The sequence below is a fragment of the Pectinatus frisingensis genome (genome assembly GCF_015732285.1).
In the GTDB taxonomy this organism is placed as follows: domain Bacteria; phylum Bacillota; class Negativicutes; order Selenomonadales; family Selenomonadaceae; genus Pectinatus; species Pectinatus frisingensis.
On sequence record NZ_WIQU01000016.1, the window covers coordinates 12,311 to 33,613 of the forward strand.

The window sequence follows — 21,303 nt, forward strand, 5'->3', positions numbered from 1 at the left end:
AAAAATTATTCTATATATAGTGTGTTAATTGATTTTTCTATTATAGGTAAAAATTCGTCCGATTTATTTTTAGGGCAAGCGTAGGTTATCGTTATAACTTTTGTATCTTTTATAATATAGTATCCATACACTAGGTAATTATTATATTGATAAGTCTCGTCAAGTATTATAACAATAGCAGGATAACCATTTACGGTAACTTTTTTATAGTTGGGGTTATTAAGTGCTTTAATATTAATTGTTGCTAGTTTTTTAAATACGTCATTAGATATATCTGCTAGTTCTTGTTCCGAGAAATCGTTTATAGTATTGGGCGGCCCAGAAGATGATATTTGAGATGTTATCATAATTTCTTTTTGCGCCTTTTCTATTGCAGCGCTATCTGCGAATGTAGTTTCGTATTTATTTTCTGTAGGTAATTCCCTTTTTGCTACTAATTGATAACCATCTGGAATATCCAATGACACACCATGTGGATCTGTATACACTTTATCAGCAAACGCTGTTGAACAAACCAAGCACAATAAAAATGCGATTGTAAGTATCTTCTTCATGGAGTCGGCCTCCTTGTTAAAATAAAAATTGGACTACAAATTACACTGCAACCCGTTACATCCTCTACACAGAATAAAATAAATTGTTCATTTAGTTAACTCATTGTTTATTCAATTTTTTAAACCTATCGAATTTGATAGGTTTAAAATTTGGCCTGTTCAAAGATTTTCATAATTTAGTTTATTTTTTAACCGCCTCGAATTCGACACGATTAATCTTTTTTCCTTTTATTCCGTTTTTTAGCATCAAAAAAAGCAAGCTCTAAAGCAGAACGAATTTTTGTGCGGTCATCATCAGTCAGCTTGTATGTATCGCTATCAAACGTCACTTCGGCTTGCTGTAATAATTTATCTAAATTTCCCAGGTCCTTTTTTGTTAGTTTGACGGAGTCGGTTTTAAGGGAATCATTTCCGAGTAAATGATCTGTAGAAACGTTAAAATAATTAGCAATCTTTTTTAACATCTCGGGATCAGGTGAAGTCCTTCCGACTTCCCAGCTACCAATAGCCTGTTGTGAGACGCCAAGAATAGTTGCTAAATTAGCTTGTGATAATCCCTTATTAGTGCGCTCTTTTTTTAATATTTCTGGTAACATAAAAATCACTCCTTCACTTATATTACCTCAAAATGTTGTTATTTGGAATATCTAACTACAAAATGAATATAAAAACATTGATAACTTCAAAATGTAGTAATATTATATACATATGGAGTAACTACAAAACGAAGTTAAACGGGAGGGGAAAAAATGAAAAAAAATTTATTGCAAGTTTTACGAGGTAATAAATCACAGAGCGAAATAGCTTCAAGTTATGGAGTTAGTCAGCAAGCGTGGCGCTCATGGGAAAGTGGGCGTACTGTCCCTAATAACGAAATCATGTTAAAAATGGAAAAAGAATTTCCAATACCTATGGAAGTAATTTTTTTTGATTCTTTTAACTACAAAAATGAGTTAAATAATGAGAAATCAGCATGAGGTGATTGAATGAAAGACAGCAAGTTATTAAATGTAGTTCAGGAAGTTCTTGGTGTGCTAATCAAAAACAACCTGAGTGTTCAAGATTCATTAAGAACCTTGGATGTAGTTAATGAAAATTTGCTAAGAATAACCATAATACCTGATGATGCAAAAATCAAAGATATTAGGCCTAATGCATTAAGCCAAGATGTTTGCTTAACCAATCCGATGCCGTCTTATTGATCCATCCTTGTTGGTTTTGCGTTATCTCACATACGTATAAGTTATCATTTTTATCCATATGCTCACTAAGAATATTAAATATATCATTAGCAGAACCATTGTAGTACACAAACCATTGAGATTTTAATACTTTTGCCCAGCCAGGGAATTTTTCAATAGTACCAATAAGATTTGAATAATCTTGTCCAGGATTATTCAAATCTTATGAAACTAAGTAAACAGCCATTATAATCACCTCCTTCTAAGGTGATTATAACATCACGGAAACAATAATCGAAGGGAGTGATTGAATGAAAAAATGAGTATAAGTCTAGCACTCCCTTATACTCACCTAATCCCACATTTTTTTACCTGTCATTTTGCAGTATCATTCTTCGAGTTTTACGTGCAACGCCACGATCCAAATACGGTTAGTGCTAGCTAACCTGCTTAAAATAGATTTCTCTTTAGCAGTGTGGTTCTGCATAAATTTAAAGCCCTTTAGCTTCAATCTTTAAACAGGAGCGGGCGAATTCAAAACCTGTGTCAAGATGACCAGATCCCTTCCTCGCCTGTTGGCACTTTAAAAAATACCATGTTGCAAAACAATAGTCAAATATATTTGACATAGTAAAGGAGATAGTCATGGATTTTGGTGAGTTTCTAAGGCTTAACAGAAAAACATTTCCACTATTCGACAAAGTGCAGTTGCCAGTGGAAATGCTCCGCAAATAGAAACACACGGGAAAAACTATATACAGCAAGCCCAAAATGATCGAAAAATAAAACAAGCCATAAATCAATTACCGCAATCTAAAACGACTGGCGAAGCACTTATCCAATTGGCTAAAGATAATCAGATTCCCATGAATGCGAAATTGCAGACAGACTTACAGGCAAATAAACCTTTGGCCATAAAAACTATGCAGAATAGAATCACTCAAAAAGCTGCAAAGGAAGGATTGAATATAAATGAAAGTACCGAAAGTCAAAACACCGAAACCCCGCAAGGTATCAACACCGAAAATCAAGTTTCAGACAACATTCCTGAACAAAGCGAAAAAGAGCAAGTAATATCTAATAAAGCCACTGATAACCAGCAGATAGACGGTACAAATGTCGAACAGCCTGCCAATAATGCAATTCCTCCAAATCTGAACATTGTTAATTCAAAAGCCATGTATTCCGATAAAAATGGAGAATTCAGGGGCGGCATAAAAGATGGCAAACTGACAATATGGGCTAAAGGTACGCGCAAGAACGACGCACCTATAACCATGACACTCACCGACGTACAGCAGGCTGCAAATGAGAGCGCTAATAGTGCTGCAGGTATTCGTAGACTTGCCAAGCAGCGCATGATGGATACAACCGACGAGTGGATTAATGCAAGCGAAAATGAGTCATTGCGTCAAAAAAGGCGTAATTTATGGGAAAATGATACAGCCCAAGGGAAAAATTCAGCTTTTGTAAACAGAAATATTGATTCCATCGCCAATGTGGCCAAAGCACTTTATGAAAAATCAACGGGTGAAAAACCTGTTAGTGCATATGAAAAAAGGACACAGGGGAAAACCGTACAAAATAATGTTTCATCAAATGATGAACTAAAGTCAAAAGAAAATCAGCCTGAAATAAAGCATAAAGCACAATCTGAAAAGCAGACAAACAAAGACAGCAAATCACGTTTCGGCGATGAAAAGGAAGCTGAAAGCGACTTACTCAAGGCATTTGGGAAGCAATCTCCTACAGAAAAACCAGAATCTAAAAAACTGTTAAATATAATTGATGACAGTGACGATGCACTTTCTGCCGCCACTAAGGACTTTGACAGTGAAATAAATAATATTTCAGTGAATCCCGTATTTAACCCAAAACTTATGATTGCCGGTTTTAAAATAGGCATGATCCACCTGCAGCGCGGGGCGAACAATTTTGCTAATTGGTCTAATAAAATGCTTGAATCAAGTGAAAAACTCAAACCATTTTTAAAATCAATATGGGAATCAATAAATGCCTATCCCGGAAATGTTAAATTTAATGAAAACCAGATGTCTGCCGTTATGCGCTATATTGGCACTCAATATGATAAGGGTATTACTGACAAAACCCAATTGAAGAATCTCCTTGAAAAAACAATAGGTAAAGAGTATTCTAACCTTATAGATAGTGCATATGCAGGAGTAATAAATTATCCGACCACGGAGGAAATAAAAAATGGGAATGTTAGCATCGACACCAAAGGATTGGTTACACGAGATAGCGAAGGGCAAAATAAAAACACAGTGGGGGCAGATGATGAAATCACCAACTCCGGAACTGGAAGAAGGCAAGGTTTACAAAAGGCTGGAAAAGAAGGGGGTAGACTGGCAGGCAATCACAGCTTTTCTTCTGGTGGGACCGGTGGTGGCGGAACGTCTGGCAATAGCCCAGTACAGCCAGAAAAATCCGCAGATACGGGCAGTGGCACCGGAAATACTAAATTATCAAGAAGCATTACAGATAGCTATGAAGGACAACCCGTATATGACGAAGGAGGATATCAATCAGCTGTTGAACCTTCTAAAGTCGGACGAAACAATGCAGGAAATATCATAAGGCCAAAAACGAGAATAGGGATTAAGCAGGCAGGAAACTTAGAGTCAATTAAAAAGGACCTGCCTTTTTTATTGCCCGAACAGCAGGAAGATGTTGCTTTTGCCGAAAAAAGATTAATCAAAAATAATGGCAAGGGTGTTTTATTTACAAACGGTACAGGTACCGGGAAAACATTCACAGGACTTGGTGTCATTAAACGTTTTGTTAATGCCGGTAAATCGAATGTTTTAATTCTTACGCCAAGCAACGAAATAATTTCTGCGTGGGTAAAGACAGCCCGTAAATTTTTTGGCTTAGCAGTAACACCATTGAAAACTACCAGTGACGCCGGCCATGGCATAACGATAACAACTTATGCCAATATGGGTGATAATGACAGCCTTGTTAAAAGGAGATTCGATCTGATTGTGCCGGATGAAGCGCACAGCCTTATGCAGTCTGAAAAAGGGGAACCTACGGCAGCACTTGAAAAACTGCGGGCATTAACACTTCACAGCAATGGTTTTGATGAACGTTTCAAAATGTTGCATGCCGCTGATTACGCTAAATTAGATAATTGGGTAGCTGAATCTAAAGATAAAAGAATCAGCAATAAAAGGTTGCCCAAACTTCAAGAAGGAATCGACAAACTTAATGCCCGTTTGCAATTAGACAGGAAAAAAGCTATTTCTGAATGGGAAAAGATGAGTGATAATAAAAAACCAAAAGTTACCTTTTTGTCAGCAACACCGTTTGCCTATGTAGCAGATATTGACTATGCTAACGGATATTTGTTCAGTTACGACAAAAAAGATAGTGGTGGATATAATACACCAAATGGCAAAGAAGATTTCTTTATAAATAACTTTGGTTATCGTATGCGCTACAATAAACTCACAAAACCTGATGCAGATGTTGACAATGGCATTATGGAAAGAAGTTTCCATGAAAAATTGCGCAAAGCCGGTGCATTATCCGGCCGTGTACTGACAATTGATAAGGACTATGACCGCGGCTTTATTCTAGTCAATGGCGGCATTGGCAAAAAAATAGATGAGGGTTTTGAATGGCTCAGCGATAAGAATAAAAATAAAAGTAACTATGATGAACTTTATAATGTACTAAAAAGCCAATATAAACACTATGACAAAATGTATTTACTTGAAGCAATAAAGGCAAAAGAAGCTGTTGACCTGATTGACCAATATGTAAAATCCGGTAAAAAGGTAGTTATATTCCATGACTACAATAAAGGCGGTACATCAAACCCGTTCATTTTAAATGCAAAAAATTTAGCTTCCGAAGCTGCTAGAAACAATGACAGTTCATTACGTGATAAAGTTTTTAAACAATATGAAGACTTTAAAGCTTCACGACCTGATTTATTTAATCTTGATTTGAAGCAAATTCCGTCCCCTATAAAGGCATTAACAGCAAAATACGGCGACAATATTCTTTTATTCAATGGTACAGTTGACAAAAAGACACGCTCTAAAAATGTACAACTCTTTAATGATGACAACAGCGGTAAGAGTATTATCCTTGTCCAGTCCGATGCAGGTCAGGCCGGTATAAGCCTGCATGATACTACAGGTAAACATCAGCGTGTATTAATCAATCTTGGGCTGCCGACGAAACCGGTTGCAGCGATACAAATAGAAGGGCGCATATATCGAGTTGGCAATAAATCCAACGCCATATTCAGGTATCTTAATACCGGTACAAATATTGAACGCAATGCTTTCGCTGATAAAATAGCGCAGCGCGCATCCACTGCTGAAAATTTAGCACTTGGCGATGAAGCACGTACCCTAAAGGAATCTTTCATTAATGCGTTTGATGAATCGGATGACTCGAACGAATGGGAAAAATATCTGCCCGGAAGCAAAAATGAAGGTACCGGCGGGAAAAATACAGATAAGGCAATGCGCTCGGATATAAATAATTTTGACAAGGCAATAACCTTTTACTATGGACAGCAAAAGAAAACTGCCCACAATAAAGTGCAAGAAGGTGCAGATTATTTTGCGACACCTGAACCGCTGGGCGAGAAAATGGTTGAATGGGCCAAACTTACATCTAATGATAGTGTTCTTGAACCCTCATCAGGACACGGGGCTATTTCCAGATGGCTGCCAGAAAATACAAAGAACGTTATTATTGAACCATCAAGTACACTGTTTTCAAAAGCAAAGATGAATTTGCAAAGTGGTAATGCTATAAATGGACGTTTCGAAGATTATCATATAGGGAATAAATTTAATGCCGTAATAATGAACCCGCCTTTTGGTACTGGCGGTAAAACTGCGGTTGAGCATCTAGCTAAAGCGTTTAACCATTTAAAAGATGGCGGCCGCGTAATAGCAATATTGCCTGATGGACCATCAATGCAAAAACATTTTGATAAATGGTTTTATGGCGATGGGAACGGCAAAACAAAAGCCGAACGTGACGGGCAGAAAAATGCCATCATGATGAAAGAAATATCCCTGCCAACTGTCACTTTTAACCGTGCCGGAACTTCAGTAAAAACCAAATTAGTAATCATTGATAAGCAAAATACACCAGAAGGAGTGAAAGGCGCACAATCACTGGCACAGGGAAATAGTTCCATAACTGCCGATAATGTCAACACTCTATTTGATAAGCTGCGCAATATGAACGCTCCGGAAAGAATTATTCCTGTGCAAAAAGAACCATCTAATATTATTGAAACAAAAATTAATGGCAGCGACGTTGTTATTAATCGCAGTGATAAGACCGTAACCGGCAATACTTATCCAGTAAAGACAGTTATAAAAAACTGGGGTGGTAGATGGAGTAAAACCCAAAAAGCATGGATATTTAAAGATGATAATAAGTTAAATGACTTTATCAACCAATTCAGTAATGGACCTGCAAAATTGTCAGCTGCTATTAAAAATAATGATAAAATATCATCCACCGATCAACGTATTCAAAAAATGTTTGCCAGTAAACAGGATATTGCACCAGCTGATTTGACCGGCAGAGAAAAAGCTATAGTTGACTTTGCCCAAAAGTTGGGTAATAAAGTCCAATTTTTTGAAGGCCCAGCAGAACTTAATGGTTATTATCAGGACAATACTACTTACCTTAATAGGAAAAGTAATGCCGGCCATTCATGGACTTTTTGGCATGAGTTGTTTCATTGGATGCGCAGCAACAATAATGAACTATATAACAAAATGGTTGATTATATTTCCAATACCCAGCAATTCACAGATAAGCAGCTTAGCGCATACAAAAAAAGCATCGGCAGAGAGAATTTAACTGATGCAGAAGCTATTGAAGAAATGATGGCTGACTATATGCCGGAGGTAAAGAACCGGGTCTCGTTCATAAAAAACCTGAGCAAGGAAAATTCTTCACTTGCACAAAAATTCGTCTCATGGATCCGCAGCATAATGGACAAATTTACTTCATACATGAACAATCCTAAAGCCGGGCTTACTACCAATCAAAAAAATTCTATGGTTAATGCTTTTAATAAGTTGGCCAAAGACGTAGTTAATGAAAATGGACAACATATTTTTTCAGATAATGAACACCAAAAAAATCTGACTGGAGAGCAGCGACTTGCCAGTGACGTCAAAAAGTGGCAGGGACTTTGTAATCTTTATGATTCTTCAGATAAACTCACGTGGAAAAGAAAAAACAATGGTGTCCTTTTCAAGTTTATGGATATGCCGCTTGTTTTAGAAATGATTGGTGCCAAAAATATGAAGCTGAACGTATATGGCAGCTTTTTTGCGCATGTTATCAATCCCAAACACCCTGACATGGATATCAAGATCGTAAAAGAGTTACCGGCAGCTATGGCCGACCCCATGATGATTCTTAAAACCGATAATCCCAAGAAGTTTATCTTTGGACTGTCAGTAAAAGATAATAGCGGTGCCACAATTATTGTTCCTGTAGAATTGCAGAAAAAAGATGCTCGTTATGGCATAATTAATGTTTTAAATACTGCATACGGCAAAAACAATGCACAGTGGTTTATAAATGGCATTAAACATAAGGAATTGCTATATGTAAATAAAGAAAAAGCACTTCAAGGTGTAGGCCATCAGGGACGCTTTTCCCTGTGGGATCTTACACTCAAGAGTGCTCTATCTGATCCCAGTATAAAGACGGAAAATGATCTTGTCAAGGAAAAATCAGCACAGCCGACCAGATATTCTGTCCAGGCAGACGAGATTGAAAAGCAGGATAAATCTTTCATGGAACGCATGAGTGAGAGACTTGCTGCCAAGCTTGAAAAAGGCAATGGGCAAATAAAAATCAATAGCCAGCAGACTGATAGTTCTTTTGGTATATTAAAACATTATGTCTGGTCTCCGTCACGAATAGCCGAAAAGGTGCCGGGTTTTAAACAGTTTTATAATTATGCCGATAACGCCATGAATAAGCTCACCAAACTTCGCTCCGACTACAGCAGAAAATTGGATACTGCCTTGAATTTAGTAAAGGACAGGGAAGATAAAAAAGCACTGTATGAAATATTATGGAATGGCGATGCCGAAGGAAAAGATTTTACTAAACAAGAATTGCTTGATACAGGCGTAAAGGAAAATGTTGCCGATGCATATAAAGGTGTTCGCCAGCTTATGACCAAGGCTTATATCATGCTTAATGAAGCCAGACGGCGGGCACAGGTAAAATCAGAACACGTTATACCAAAACGTCTTGAAGAATTAAAGAATAATAAATTTGTCCATATTATTAAAGAAGATGATAGCGGCCTTGTCACATATAAGGAATATGCCAATTGGACAAAAAAGTTTGTCGTAAACAAAGAAGAATTCGACAGAATTAAAAATGATGCTGCCGTTCAGGTTTTAGATTATGAAAAAGCTGGATTTGATGATGCCGGGACACAAATGTTCAATGTAAATGTCAGGGAAAGCATACCGGATATCAACAAATTAAAAGGATATATACCACATTTTTTCCATGATTATATGGTTAAATTGCAAACCACCGATAATGATGGTGCCGTTATTAACGCTACTATCGGCAGTGGACGCACTATCAATGATGCATATAAAATTGCTGAAAAATATCTTAGTGAGCATAAAACAAAGCCGACAGATAAAATTGCCATCAGCCCTAAGGTATTTGATTTTACCAGCCTTGGTCTCGATGAAACAAAATATGCTGCTGTTATGGGTGACAGGGATTATAACAAGATGCTAAATACAATTGCTAAGAATAATGATATGTCACTGGGGGAAGCCAAAGAATTAGTCCAGGGATCGGTAAAACAGAAAAACAGGCACAGGTTTTTTGGTAATTTTATGCAGCGCAAAGGTGTGGAAGGATTTGAAACAGATTTGGATTGGGTATTACGCCATTACTTCAATTCTGCATCAAGGTATACTGCCCTTGAAACAGAATTCAAGCCAAAGGCAATAAGCTTATTCGAACGCCTGTACGGCCGGTTTGATAATGAGCATAACGGTATAGCCAAATATACTAAAGAATATATCAATGATATAAACGGTGTTCCGTCAAATGTGGAAACATATATAAATAAACTGCTCCATAATCGTATTTTATGGCGGTACTTAGCTGAATCCAATTTTGGGGATAGAGCTGCCGTGCAATTGTCTAACAGTATATCCCGCAAAATATCAATGCTGAAACTTGGTTTTTTAAATGTATCTTCTGCGTTTATCAATCTTACACAATTAGCTAATGCTGCTGCATATACTGGTGACGTGAAAGTATTGTGGCAAGCACTTCAAAGGGGAAGTAAGAAAAAATATACCGGTAAAGATCTGCGCACCCTTATTGAAAGCAATGTAATGAATGATATCGGGCTTGACAGCGGCAGCGGCTATGACATGTGGCGCAATATGAAAAGTGTAAACCTTAAAAACCCGCATGGTATAGTAGATGTATTATCTAATGCCAACTCAGCATTTAACGCTATCGGTAATAAAGGAATGGTCTTATTTAAGCAGACGGAAGGTGCCATTCGCCGTGGTACTGTACTTGCAGCATATGACAAGGCAATAGCAAAGGGAATGGACCATAAGCAGGCCATTGAATATGCGAAGGAGATTGACCGTAAATCCAACTTTGATTATTCAGTGGCCGACGCACCTAATGTTTTCAGGCGTGGAAGTATTTTTTCACAGCTGGCTTTACAATTTAAGAAATATCCGATTAAAGAATTAGAAGTTATGAAAGATTTTCTGCCTCTGATTTCAAATAATACAGACAAAAAACAAAAGATGCTGTTTTGGGGTGCATATTTCCTGTTTGCCGGAGCCTTGCAGGTTCCATTTTTTGATTGGTTCGATGAACTATCAAAAAGTGTTTTGGGTAAATCACCAAGGGATTATGCGATAAAAAGCATCATGAAATTATGTGATGAAATGCCATTACTAAAGCCACTGGGGGAAATAGCACTGTACGGTATATTAGCACCGGCCAATATTGATATATCTTACCGTGCAGGTGTAGCCGATGTACTTCCAACAAAATTATCTGATGCTGCCGGACCAACCGCGACAACAGTGTCAAGGACATTAGGCAATCTTATACAAGGTAACGCAATGGCAGCACTGCGCTCATTATCACCATCTTTATCCAACATCGTTATGGCAATGACGGGTGAAGCTGTCGGTAACCGCGGTAGAATAACAGCCCAATATTCGACACCATATGAAAGGCTTTTGCGGGCATTCGGGTTCCGATCGGTAGACGAGGCAAACAGTATTAACATTCAAAGTATTATTTATGATGATAAGGATAGACTCAGTCAGGACAAAAAAGATGCCATTGACGATTATATTAAAAACCCGTCCACTAAAAATGCAATGCGATTAAAAGAATTGAATGTCAAACCTGATACCGTGAAAAAAGAACGTGCCAGGAAAAATATGACTACAAGACAGCGTACAGAATCATCCGTAACTAAAGATGAGGCTAAAAATTATAAGTATATGTTTGGTTTTTAATCAAGTGAGGTTTTTATTATGAAAATACGTTCACCATGCCGCAGGAGAGCGGTTATTTTTATATCTAAGAGGGGGATGAAAAGTTGCAGATAATAACAGAGTTTTTTAAAAGCATACTGCCTGTCAGGACAGAGCTCGAGACAGGAACAGCCGTATCCATACTGGGTACGGTTTTTGTATATATGACCGGAGCTTTTGACAAGCTGATTGAGGCTTTACTGGTACTCATGGTTGTCGATTATATAAGCGGCATAATAGCAGCTTATGAAAATCCTAATAAAAGTCTGGACAGCAGGCGTGGTCTTAAAGGCATTGGGAAAAAAATTATGATCCTGCTTCTGGTTGCCACAGCCCATTTTGTTGATTATGTGACCGGTCAGGAAATTGTCCGCACGGCAATAATATTTTTCTTTATTGGCAACGAAGGTTTATCAATATTAGAAAACGCTGCCAATGCCGGTATTCCTGTCCCTGACAGGTTGAAGTCCAGTCTTGAGCAATTTACTAAAGAAAAGAACGAGAAAAGGGGTAATTAGATGGAAAGAGTAAAACTTATTGATACCGGACTGAGCTACGATTACAATCAATTGAAAACCAGAAGTAAAACAGATATGGTTGTTATCCATCACACCGGCAATCCCACTGACGATGATTTATCCGCACAGGAAATAAATGCCAGCCATCAGGCACAGGGCTGGACCTGCATCGGTTATCATTATGTAATTCGAAAGAATGGCATTGTAGAATTGGGCCGACCACATTGGACTATTGGTGCCCATGCCTATGGTGAAAATTCCCATACAATCGGCATACACATCTGCGGCAACTTTGAACAGGCAAAACCAACAGCGGCGCAGATAGAATCACTGGCGATGCTGCTGGCCAATATATGTACCGATTATGGATTGCCGATTGATTCCAGCCATATTGTCGGGCACAGGGATTTGATGTCCACAGCCTGTCCCGGTAAAAATCTTTATGAAATGCTGCAGAAGATAATCGGCAAAAGCATCTTTTACCAACAGCAATAAGCCGCTTGCATGGTGTGCAGACGGTATTTTTATGCCCCGAAGGGAGGTGGGATAATTGAATTTATTTAAAGCATTAGCCGGATTATTTATAAAATCCAAGCTTGACGAACAGAAAAATAGATTGGCTGACAAACTAAACACCCAGATCGCCACAACCAACTCGGACTATGTAAAAGGAAGAAATGCCGCATATCTTGATTTACTTGATGCAGCGGACAAGGCCGTTACCAACAAAATAGCAGAAAAATTATAATTTATGAGGAGTGTATTTATTATGGATTTAAAAACAATTGACTGGAAAGAAACTGCAAAAGAAGCTTTTACCGAAGTGCTCAATGACATGAAAGGTGATGCTGCTGAGCTGATAAAAAACCAGATACTGCCAGGCATTAAGGCGGCCAAGGACGATTTAGTGAATGACCTGAAGACTGAGGCCGGCAACAGCTCGTCGGCATGGGTTAAAATCCGCAATGCGGGCATTGTTATCGTTGTAAATATCGTCTGTGCCGTAGGCAGCAAAGTTATTGATAAACTTGCTGCTAGCAATGTGACCGCAACGTCGGTACAGTAATAAAATTATATTGCAAAATAAATAGTCCAAGTTTATAATGAACTTGAACTTATATTATCTTACTCAGTCCTGCATCTATATGGTGCAGGATTTTTTCTTTTATATATAGATTAAAATCAAAATAAATATTTATTTACAACAAAAAACCGGCAGAAAAATTCTACCGGTTATCATTCTAATTTACAAGTTTGTGCCCAATTTGTGCCCATCGACCAACGGACTAGATTGTGACCAAACCGGTAAACCCTTATGCTTATTGGTGCGCCAAGCAGGATTCGAACCAGCGACACACGGCTTAGAAGGCCGTTGCTCTATCCAACTGAGCTATTGGCGCAATAAAGTTGCCCATTGACAACGAAAAATATTATATTATAAAAATATTAGTTTGTCAAGCTTCTGATTGGTGCCGGAATTCTGCCGCCCCGGGCAATAAATGCTGTGGAATTGTATTTGTTTCTCACCGGTACTATTGGACAACGACCAAGTAGCCCACCAAAATTAACAGAATCACCGACTTTTTTACCTGGAACCGGAATTATACGTACAGCGGTAGTTTTATTGTTTATCATACCAATAGCAGCCTCATCGGCAATTATTGCAGATATAGTTGACGCGGATACATTACCTTCAACAGCGATCATATCAAGACCGACAGAACATACACATGTCATAGCTTCAAGCTTTTCGAGTGATAAACTACCCCGTTCGACAGCGTTTATCATGCCGGCATCTTCACTTACAGGAATAAAAGCACCGCTTAATCCTCCAACGTGTGATGAAGCCATCAGACCGCCTTTTTTTACTGCATCGTTCAGCAGCGCCAGCGCTGCTGTGGTCCCGGGTGCGCCACAGCTTTCAATACCCATTTCTTCTATTATATGTGCAACGCTATCACCCACTGCCGGTGTAGGTGCTAATGATAAATCAATTATTCCAAAGGGAACACCCAACCGTTTAGAAGCTTCTTTAGCAACCAATTGTCCGACGCGGGTGATTTTAAAAGCAGTTCTTTTTATAGTTTCGGCAACTTCTGTAAAATCAGCACTTTTCAATCCTTCCAACGCATGTTTTACAACACCAGGACCGCTTACACCGACACTGACAACTTTTTCAGCTTCACTGACGCCATGAAATGCACCGGCCATAAAAGGGTTATCTCCTGGAGCATTAGAGAACACCACAAGCTTGGCACATCCTATAGCTTCATTATCGCGAGTCAGCTCAGCAGTCCTTTTGATAATTTCGCCCATTTCACGTACACAGTCCATATTAATACCAGCTTTTGTCGAACCAAGATTCACTGATGAACAAACAATATCGGTTGTTGCCAATGCCTGCGGAATAGATTTTATAAGTATTCTGTCACCATTAGTGTAGCCTTTTTCCACCAATGCTGAAAACCCACCAATGAAATTAATGCCTACTTCATGAGCTGCCTTATCCAATGCTTCAGCCACAGGTACATATGTATCGGTTTTACAGGCTTCAGCAGCAATGGCAATAGGTGTAACCGATACTCGTTTATGTATTATAGGAATACCATATTCGTTTTCAATATCTTCTCCTGTTTTAACCAAAAATTCGGCCGATTTAGTTATTTTATCATAAATATTACGGCAAAATTGGTCTATATTAGGATGAGCACAATCACGTAAACTGATCCCCATAGTGATGGTTCTCACATCTAATTTATTTTCTGTGATCATGCGGTTTGTTTCCATTATATCATTAATGGTAATCACTATTTTCCCTCCAAGTTTAGGCAGTAAAATTAAACATCATGCATTACATTAAAAATATCCTGATGCTGTACTTTAATGTCGAGACTGATTTCATTGCCCTTTTCTTTTAAAATATTCTGCAGTTCTTGCAATTTAATCTTGCTGTCAGTCATCTCGACAATCATAACCATATTAAAAAAACCTTCCATGATGTTTTGATTGATATTTAAGATGTTAACGTTATTTTCAGCGAGAATATTGCTGACCATAGCAATTATACCCACACGATCTTTCCCTACAATAGTCACGACAAGTTTCATTGAAATTACTCCTATTCATTAAGATATACTTATTAAGTATATCATATAATACCGATGTTGACACTGAATTTATCTTAAAAATATTAACTAATACGACTATTTAAAACAAAAAAATTCCACCCATCAATTTGATGAATGGAATTTTGTAAGCTATTATTTAGTCACTGAAAAAGTAAATTTATCATCAACGAGGCCAATCTGCACAGTATTACCTTCTTTTACTGTACCCTTGATAATTTCCTTGCTCAACTCAGTTTCAACTGTATGTGTGAGCAGACGGCGCAATGGCCGGGCGCCAAAATGAGGATCAAATCCTTTTTCAGAAAGTTTTTCAAGAACTTCGTCTGTCCATTTCAAAGAAATTTTTACTTGTTTTTGCAGACGTTTGTTCAAATTTTCCAAAAGGATAGCCGCAATTTTCTTGACTTGATCTTTTGCCAAACCTTTAAATACTATTATATCATCAACCCGGTTCAAAAATTCCGGACGAAAATAATTTTTCAACAGTTCCAAGACACTGGCCTTAGCCTTGTCAAAATCATTTTCTTCTAATATTTCGTGAGATCCCAGGTTAGATGTCATTATAATTACGGTATTCTTGAAGTTTACCACTCTTCCCTTACCATCGGTCAAACGGCCGTCATCAAGAATTTGTAATAAAACATTAAATATATCTGTGTGTGCTTTTTCAATTTCATCAAGTAATATCACACTATATGGATGGCGCCGTACAGCTTCTGTCAGCTGGCCGCCTTCGTCATAGCCAACATATCCGGGAGGTGCTCCGATAAGACGTGATACTGTATGCTTTTCCATGTATTCCGACATATCAATACGAATCATTGAACGTTCATCATCGAATAAAGCTTCAGCCAGAGTCTTTGCCAGTTCTGTCTTACCTACACCGGTAGGGCCAAGGAATATAAACGAACCTATTGGTCTGTTGGGATCTTTAATACCGGCACGAGCACGTATAATAGCTTCACTAACAGCTTTTACAGCTTCATCCTGTCCAACGACACGTTTATGAAGTCCATCCGACAAATGGATAAGTTTTTCTCTTTCTCCTGTCATCATTTTAGTGACTGGTATACCGGTCCAACGGCTGACTACATTGGCAATATCTTCTTCACCAACTTCTTCTTTCAAAAGTCTGGAATCCTTATTTTCTGTCATTGATTTTTCTTGTGCGACCAGTTCTTTCTGTAAAGAAGGTAATCTGCCATACCTCAATTCCGAAGCCTTAGTCAAATCCCCATCATGTTCAGCCTTGGTCATTTCATGTTTTACGTTGTCAATTTCCTGTTTTATGCCACGAGTACGGGTAATGAGTTGTTTTTCATGTTCCCACTGTTTCTGCAGTTTTGTTTCTTCGGCCTCAGCCGTTTTAATTTCTTCAGCAAGTTTTTGTAAACGCTCTTTCGATGCGTCATCAGTTTCTTTATTGAGGGCTTGTTCTTCAATTTTCATCTGCAAAATCTTCCGACGTACCTCATCAAGCGGTGCCGGCATCGATTCGATTTCCGTACGAAGCTTTGCGGCTGCCTCATCAACTAAGTCAATTGCCTTGTCCGGTAAAAATCTGTCGGAAATATATCTATCAGATAATACTGCTGCAGAAATAAGTGCATTATCACGGATTCTTACACCATGATGAACTTCATAACGTTCTTTTAATCCTCTTAAAATAGAGATTGTATCTTCGACAGTCGGTTCACCAACCATCACTGGTTGAAACCGCCGTTCCAATGCTGTATCTTTTTCAATATATTTACGATATTCGTTTAGAGTAGTAGCCCCAATGCAACGCAATTCACCACGTGCCAGCATAGGTTTTAAAATATTGCTGGCATCCATTGCACCTTCAGCAGCACCAGCACCAACAACCGTGTGGACTTCATCGATAAACAGCAAAATCTGACCATCAGATTTTGCGATTTCATTTAAAACAGCCTTTAGACGTTCTTCAAACTCACCACGGAATTTAGCACCGGCCACCATCGATCCCAAGTCAAGCGCATAAAGAGTTTTATTCTTTAACGATTCAGGCACATCACCGGCAACAATCCGCCGCGCCAGTCCCTCAACTATTGCAGTTTTACCGACACCTGGTTCCCCAATCAATACTGGATTGTTTTTCGTACGGCGTGACAAGATCTCGATTGTCCGACGAATTTCTTCGTCACGGCCGATGACAGGATCAAGCTTTCCCTTCCGCGCTGCTAAAGTCAAATCACGGCCATACTTTTCCAAACTTTTGTATTCACCCTCAGGATTATCAGAATTGACGTTGTTTTTTCTATTATTTTTGATAACTGATTGTATTTTAGTTTTATTCAAACCAAATTCCCTGCAAATTTTCTGAACAGAATCGTCAGCATCATCGACTATAGCCAATAAGAGATGTTCTGTGCTTATATAGTCATCCTTCATACTATCAGCAATTTGACGAGCCCGTCCCAGCACACGGGCCAGTTCCACACTCATCGACAGACGGTCTTGTCCCTTTACTGCCGGTATCTTATTTAACTCTTGTTCAAGACGTACTTTGAGCATCGGTAAATCTGTTTTGCATTCATCAAAAATCGTAGAAAGCAACCCTTCCGGTTCTTTGACAAGTGCAAGTAAAACATGTGCTGTAGTTATCTCCTGATGATAATGCATAGCCGCATTTTGCTGGGCACTTTGTAATGCGGTTAAAACTTTTTGTGTATATTTTTCTTCTGCCATAATATAAAACCTCCTGATCAATTAAGATCAAAATTCTGTTTGCATTTTTATGTTTAATTTGATTACAAGCTCATTATAATCAATAAAGGTCAAAAAGTCAAATATTATTTTGACTTTTTGACTTTTATTGATTATAGAGATTAGTCATTTATAATACAGAGACAGACAAATATCGAAAAATTAAAAGGTATAACAATAATTTCACAGAAATAACTATCAAGAGAATTTTTATTACACAGCTGTTTAAATAAAGTGCAAAGGAGAATGAGAATGTATAATTTATTGATTGGTGGTGCAGCGGGACAAGGTGTTGATACAACTGCGGCGATTTTGGAAAAATCTTTCAAAGCATCAGGGTATAATGTTTTTAGCGTTAAAGATTTCATGTCACGTGTTCGCGGTGGTCATAATTTTTCCTTAATAAGATTCGGTACAACCGAAATAGTTTCGCATAGCACTATTATAGATGGAATAATCGCACTCGATGATGATACTGTCAGACTTCATAAGGATAGACTAAAAGCATCCGGTTTTATTCTTTGTGATATAAAATTGCAAACAACTGATAAACGAGCCATAAAGATAAATATGACACAAATGGCTAAAGAAATTGGTAATCCCCGTGTAGCTGGCAGTATATTAGTAGGCGCAATATTAAAACTATTTGATGAATCCCTTGCTCATATCGAAAAGGTATTAAAGACCTCAGTCAAGATAAATTATCTTCCAATGAATAATGCAGCCGTCAAAGCCGGGTATAATGCAGTCAAAAAACATTTCTCCCATATAAATGGAAACTATGCCGGACATATGTTGATATCAGGAACGGAAGCAGTGGCAATGGGTGCTGTTGCAGCAGGTTTAAAATTTTATTCAGCATATCCAATGTCTCCGTCAACAGGTATAATGGAAGCATTAGCTGCAAAAAGCAACAAAGCTGAAATCGTCGTTGAACAGGCAGAGGATGAAATTGCTGCTGTAAATATGGCCATAGGTGCTTCCTATGCAGGAGCATGTTCCATGACGGGGACGTCGGGCGGTGGCTTTTCCCTGATGGTAGAAGCTTTAGGACTTTCCGGTATAGCTGAAATCCCCTTGGTAGTTATCGATGTCCAACGCCCCGGGCCAGCCACTGGCCTACCTACCAGAACAGAGCAAAGCGATTTGTTATTTGTTAAATCAGCTTCACAAGGAGAATTTCCACGCATGGTCATTGCGCTGCGTAATGCCCAGGATGCCTTTTACCAAACTATGCGGGCTTTCGATATAGCTGAGCGATATCAAATGCCGGTCATCTTGCTTAGTGATCAATATCTTGGGGACGCCTTATCTACAGTTGAACTTTTTGACCCCCAGCGTATCAAACCGGCAAAACCTCTATTTTCATACACGGGTAAAAATGAATATTTACGCTATGCTTACACAAAAAGCGGCATATCACCGCGGCTTATACCAGGAAAAAGTGATCAAGTCGTAATTATTGACAGTGACGAACATGATGAACAAGGGCATATCACCGAATCAGCCGAAGTCAGAACGCAAATGGTCAATAAACGTATGAAAAAACTTACCGGATTATATCATGAATTAATAGAACCCGATTTTATCGGCAATAATGATTTTTCAATATTACTATTAGGATGGGGGTCCATCTGGGGGCCATTAAAAGAGGCTGTGGATCTGCTAAACCAAAATACGTCAAAAAAATATGCTGCATTGATATTTGGCGATATATATCCACTGCCGACTAAACTTTTAAAGGAAAAAGCCAATCAAGCCGACTCTATTATAAATGTCGAACAAAATGCCACAGGCCAGCTGGCAAAATTGATACGGGAAGAAACCAGTATCACTATTGATAACAGCATATTAAAATACGACGGCAGACAATTATCCGGTGAAGAAATAGCCCGGCAGATAATGGGGAGGGACGTATTATGAATAACAAATTTTGCACGTATGAAACAGCTTGGTGCCCGGGCTGTGGAAATTTTGCTATTATTGACTGCTTAAAAACAGCCTTGACAGAACTGGGGAAAAAACCATCGGAAGTTTTAGTGGCGGCAGGAATAGGACAAGCTGCCAAAACACCTCAATATATAAATGCCAATGCTTTTTGCGGACTGCATGGCAGATCCCTGCCGGCGGCTGCAGCTGCTAAGATTGCCAATGAAGATCTGACCGTCATCGTCAATACCGGTGACGGTGATTCCTACGGTGAAGGTGGTAATCATTTTTTGCATAATATACGCCGCAACATAGACATTACTCATTTTGTCCATGACAACCAAATCTATGGACTGACCAAAGGCCAGGCTTCGCCTACTTCGATGCTGGGAATAGTGACAGGCGTCCAAGTAGACGGTAATTTCAACGAACCACTGAATCCGGTTTTACTCGCCATCGCAGCTGGTGCCGGATTCGTTGCCAGAACTTTTTCCGGCCGCAAAGAACACCTTACTAAGATCATGAAAGCAGCTATAAACTATAAAGGATATGCTCTAGTAGATATTTTACAGCCTTGTGTCAGTTTCAATAAAATAAATACCTTTGGCTGGTACAATAAAAGAGTTTATGAGCTACCGTCAGATTATGACAGCAGCAATAAAACCACCGCTATAACAACAGCCATGGAATTTGGTGATAAAATCCCTATCGGCATACTTTATAATAAAGAAAAACCTGTTTATCATAGAAAAAATAGAGTATTATCAGATGGTATACCATTATTGGATAAACCGACATCCCAGTCAGTAGTTCAGGAGTTGCTGCAAAATTATATATAACAGTATTTCTAGTTATAATTATTTTCTTTTAAAATATGGACTTATAGGCAATAAAAATAAACAAATTTTTTTAACCTTATTAATATTACGTGCCTAAATATTAATAAAACAAAATCGAACAAAATAATTTCTAATATCTTTTGTTGTTCATCGCAACATGAAATTAAAAATAAGAACAAACTTGAATAAACCGGCTTTCATATACGAAAGCCGGTTTATTCAAGTAAAATATAGTGGTTTAATATCTTAGTAAAAATATTAGAACACCTGCCTTAATATTGACTAAATCTTATAATTGGGTAATGCCCCTGCCAAATACATAACGCCCCGTAGAATTATATATATCATCATACGACGCCAATTGACCTGCTAATCGCTGCGGATTTAGACCATGGACAATTGTCTGAACATTGACCATTTTCATATACCATACCAGAACAAATATTGATATTTTCATATCACTAAAATTTCTAAACACAGCACCACGTTTTACCGCCAGGCAATAAGCTATTCCACCCTTATAAGAAGGAATACGTTCATCTTCGCGGATTTCTAATATATCATCAATATTTCCAGCAAACGCTCCATCTGAAATTTGACAATATTTGCCAATATTGGGAATATCAATGCTTTTATTATTAATACACCACTTCGAACCGCATACAAGATACGTATTACTTTTAGTAACCTTTTTTGTTTTTAATTCATAGCACATTCGATGGCCTCCTTTTCATAACTTTCTTTTATTATAACATAATAATACAGTAATTGGTATTATTGGTATTATTTTTTTTAAAATTTTCGAAAGGATAAAGTCTTGCTACTATTAAAAACCCTGAAAAA

At 38.1% G+C, this 21,303-nt stretch carries 15 protein-coding genes and 1 tRNA gene; 9 read left to right on the plus strand and 7 right to left on the minus strand.

Annotated elements, in window-relative coordinates; all coding sequences use genetic code 11:
• Positions 1 to 5 precede the first annotated feature (5 nt).
• Together I6751_RS02055 and I6751_RS02060 are read right to left on the minus strand one after the other, a co-directional pair.
• Positions 6 to 554 (minus strand): hypothetical protein, encoded by a 549-nt coding sequence (locus tag I6751_RS02055; protein WP_196590501.1) that lies wholly within the window; start codon positions 552 to 554, stop codon positions 6 to 8.
• 212 nt (positions 555 to 766) lie between these two features.
• A complete protein-coding gene (locus tag I6751_RS02060) occupies positions 767 to 1,150 on the minus strand; it encodes a helix-turn-helix domain-containing protein (RefSeq protein WP_196590500.1) in 384 nt (127 codons plus the stop codon).
• 153 nt (positions 1,151 to 1,303) lie between these two features.
• Between I6751_RS02060 and I6751_RS02065 the strand changes: the two genes are divergently transcribed.
• The 7 genes from I6751_RS02065 to I6751_RS02095 all read left to right on the plus strand — a co-directional run bounded on the left by I6751_RS02065 (position 1,304) and on the right by I6751_RS02095 (position 12,903).
• A complete protein-coding gene (locus tag I6751_RS02065) occupies positions 1,304 to 1,531 on the plus strand; it encodes a helix-turn-helix transcriptional regulator (RefSeq protein ID WP_196590499.1) in 228 nt (75 codons plus the stop codon).
• 9 nt (positions 1,532 to 1,540) lie between these two features.
• The gene (locus I6751_RS02070; RefSeq protein ID WP_196590498.1) at positions 1,541 to 1,756 is read left to right on the plus strand and encodes a hypothetical protein; all 216 of its coding nucleotides are present in this window, start codon (positions 1,541 to 1,543) and stop codon (positions 1,754 to 1,756) included.
• Between the two features lie 821 nt (positions 1,757 to 2,577).
• On the plus strand, positions 2,578 to 11,301 hold the full coding sequence (locus tag I6751_RS02075; RefSeq protein WP_196590497.1) for a MuF-C-terminal domain-containing protein: 8,724 nt from the start codon (positions 2,578 to 2,580) through the stop codon (positions 11,299 to 11,301).
• A gap of 83 nt (positions 11,302 to 11,384) precedes the next feature.
• Positions 11,385 to 11,837: a phage holin family protein gene (locus tag I6751_RS02080; protein ID WP_231037806.1), complete on the plus strand. Its 453-nt coding sequence runs from the start codon at positions 11,385 to 11,387 to the stop codon at positions 11,835 to 11,837.
• Positions 11,838 to 12,332, plus strand: coding sequence for a peptidoglycan recognition protein family protein (locus I6751_RS02085; RefSeq protein WP_196590496.1), 495 nt, complete (start codon positions 11,838 to 11,840; stop codon positions 12,330 to 12,332).
• A gap of 55 nt (positions 12,333 to 12,387) precedes the next feature.
• The gene (locus I6751_RS02090) at positions 12,388 to 12,585 is read left to right on the plus strand and encodes a hypothetical protein (RefSeq protein ID WP_182185583.1); all 198 of its coding nucleotides are present in this window, start codon (positions 12,388 to 12,390) and stop codon (positions 12,583 to 12,585) included.
• 3 nt (positions 12,586 to 12,588) lie between these two features.
• Positions 12,589 to 12,903 carry a hypothetical protein gene (locus I6751_RS02095; RefSeq protein WP_196590495.1) on the plus strand — a complete coding sequence of 105 codons (315 nt, stop codon included), beginning with the start codon at positions 12,589 to 12,591 and terminating at the stop codon, positions 12,901 to 12,903.
• A 257-nt stretch (positions 12,904 to 13,160) separates the two neighbouring features.
• Here the strand turns inward: I6751_RS02095 and I6751_RS02100 are convergent.
• From I6751_RS02100 to clpB, 4 genes are all read right to left on the minus strand, one after another.
• Positions 13,161 to 13,237 (minus strand) — tRNA-Arg (locus I6751_RS02100).
• A 46-nt stretch (positions 13,238 to 13,283) separates the two neighbouring features.
• Positions 13,284 to 14,645 (minus strand): PFL family protein, encoded by a 1,362-nt coding sequence (locus I6751_RS02105; protein ID WP_196590494.1) that lies wholly within the window; start codon positions 14,643 to 14,645, stop codon positions 13,284 to 13,286.
• Between the two features lie 29 nt (positions 14,646 to 14,674).
• Complete coding sequence (locus tag I6751_RS02110) at positions 14,675 to 14,944, minus strand: ACT domain-containing protein (protein ID WP_182185589.1); 270 nt, start codon at positions 14,942 to 14,944, stop codon at positions 14,675 to 14,677.
• A 153-nt stretch (positions 14,945 to 15,097) separates the two neighbouring features.
• Entirely contained in the window at positions 15,098 to 17,674 is a 2,577-nt protein-coding gene (clpB, locus tag I6751_RS02115; RefSeq protein WP_196590493.1) for an ATP-dependent chaperone ClpB, read from the minus strand.
• 270 nt (positions 17,675 to 17,944) lie between these two features.
• On the opposite strand from clpB, the gene I6751_RS02120 reads away from it, so the two are divergent.
• A complete protein-coding gene (locus I6751_RS02120) occupies positions 17,945 to 19,615 on the plus strand; it encodes a 2-oxoacid:acceptor oxidoreductase subunit alpha (protein WP_196590492.1) in 1,671 nt (556 codons plus the stop codon).
• A complete protein-coding gene (locus tag I6751_RS02125; RefSeq protein ID WP_196590491.1) occupies positions 19,612 to 20,460 on the plus strand; it encodes a thiamine pyrophosphate-dependent enzyme in 849 nt (282 codons plus the stop codon). The genes I6751_RS02120 and I6751_RS02125 overlap by 4 nt, the downstream gene beginning before the upstream one ends.
• A 289-nt stretch (positions 20,461 to 20,749) precedes the next feature.
• Here the strand turns inward: I6751_RS02125 and I6751_RS02130 are convergent, their stop codons facing one another.
• Positions 20,750 to 21,175: a hypothetical protein gene (locus I6751_RS02130; protein ID WP_196590490.1), complete on the minus strand. Its 426-nt coding sequence runs from the start codon at positions 21,173 to 21,175 to the stop codon at positions 20,750 to 20,752.
• Between the last annotated feature and the right edge of the window lie 128 nt (positions 21,176 to 21,303).

Bases quoted from the DNA above. Each gene is read 5' to 3' on its own strand.
- I6751_RS02055 (WP_196590501.1), bottom strand. From the start codon at position 554: ATGAAGAAGATACTTACAATCGCATTTTTATTGTGCTTGGTTTGTTCA.
- I6751_RS02060 (WP_196590500.1), bottom strand. From the start codon at position 1,150: ATGTTACCAGAAATATTAAAAAAAGAGCGCACTAATAAGGGATTATCA.
- I6751_RS02065 (WP_196590499.1), top strand. From the start codon at position 1,304: ATGAAAAAAAATTTATTGCAAGTTTTACGAGGTAATAAATCACAGAGC.
- I6751_RS02070 (WP_196590498.1), top strand. From the start codon at position 1,541: ATGAAAGACAGCAAGTTATTAAATGTAGTTCAGGAAGTTCTTGGTGTG.
- I6751_RS02085 (WP_196590496.1), top strand. From the start codon at position 11,838: ATGGAAAGAGTAAAACTTATTGATACCGGACTGAGCTACGATTACAAT.
- I6751_RS02095 (WP_196590495.1), top strand. From the start codon at position 12,589: ATGAGGAGTGTATTTATTATGGATTTAAAAACAATTGACTGGAAAGAA.
- I6751_RS02110 (WP_182185589.1), bottom strand. From the start codon at position 14,944: ATGAAACTTGTCGTGACTATTGTAGGGAAAGATCGTGTGGGTATAATT.
- clpB (WP_196590493.1), bottom strand. From the start codon at position 17,674: ATGGCAGAAGAAAAATATACACAAAAAGTTTTAACCGCATTACAAAGT.
- I6751_RS02120 (WP_196590492.1), top strand. From the start codon at position 17,945: ATGTATAATTTATTGATTGGTGGTGCAGCGGGACAAGGTGTTGATACA.
- I6751_RS02125 (WP_196590491.1), top strand. From the start codon at position 19,612: ATGAATAACAAATTTTGCACGTATGAAACAGCTTGGTGCCCGGGCTGT.
- I6751_RS02130 (WP_196590490.1), bottom strand. From the start codon at position 21,175: ATGTGCTATGAATTAAAAACAAAAAAGGTTACTAAAAGTAATACGTAT.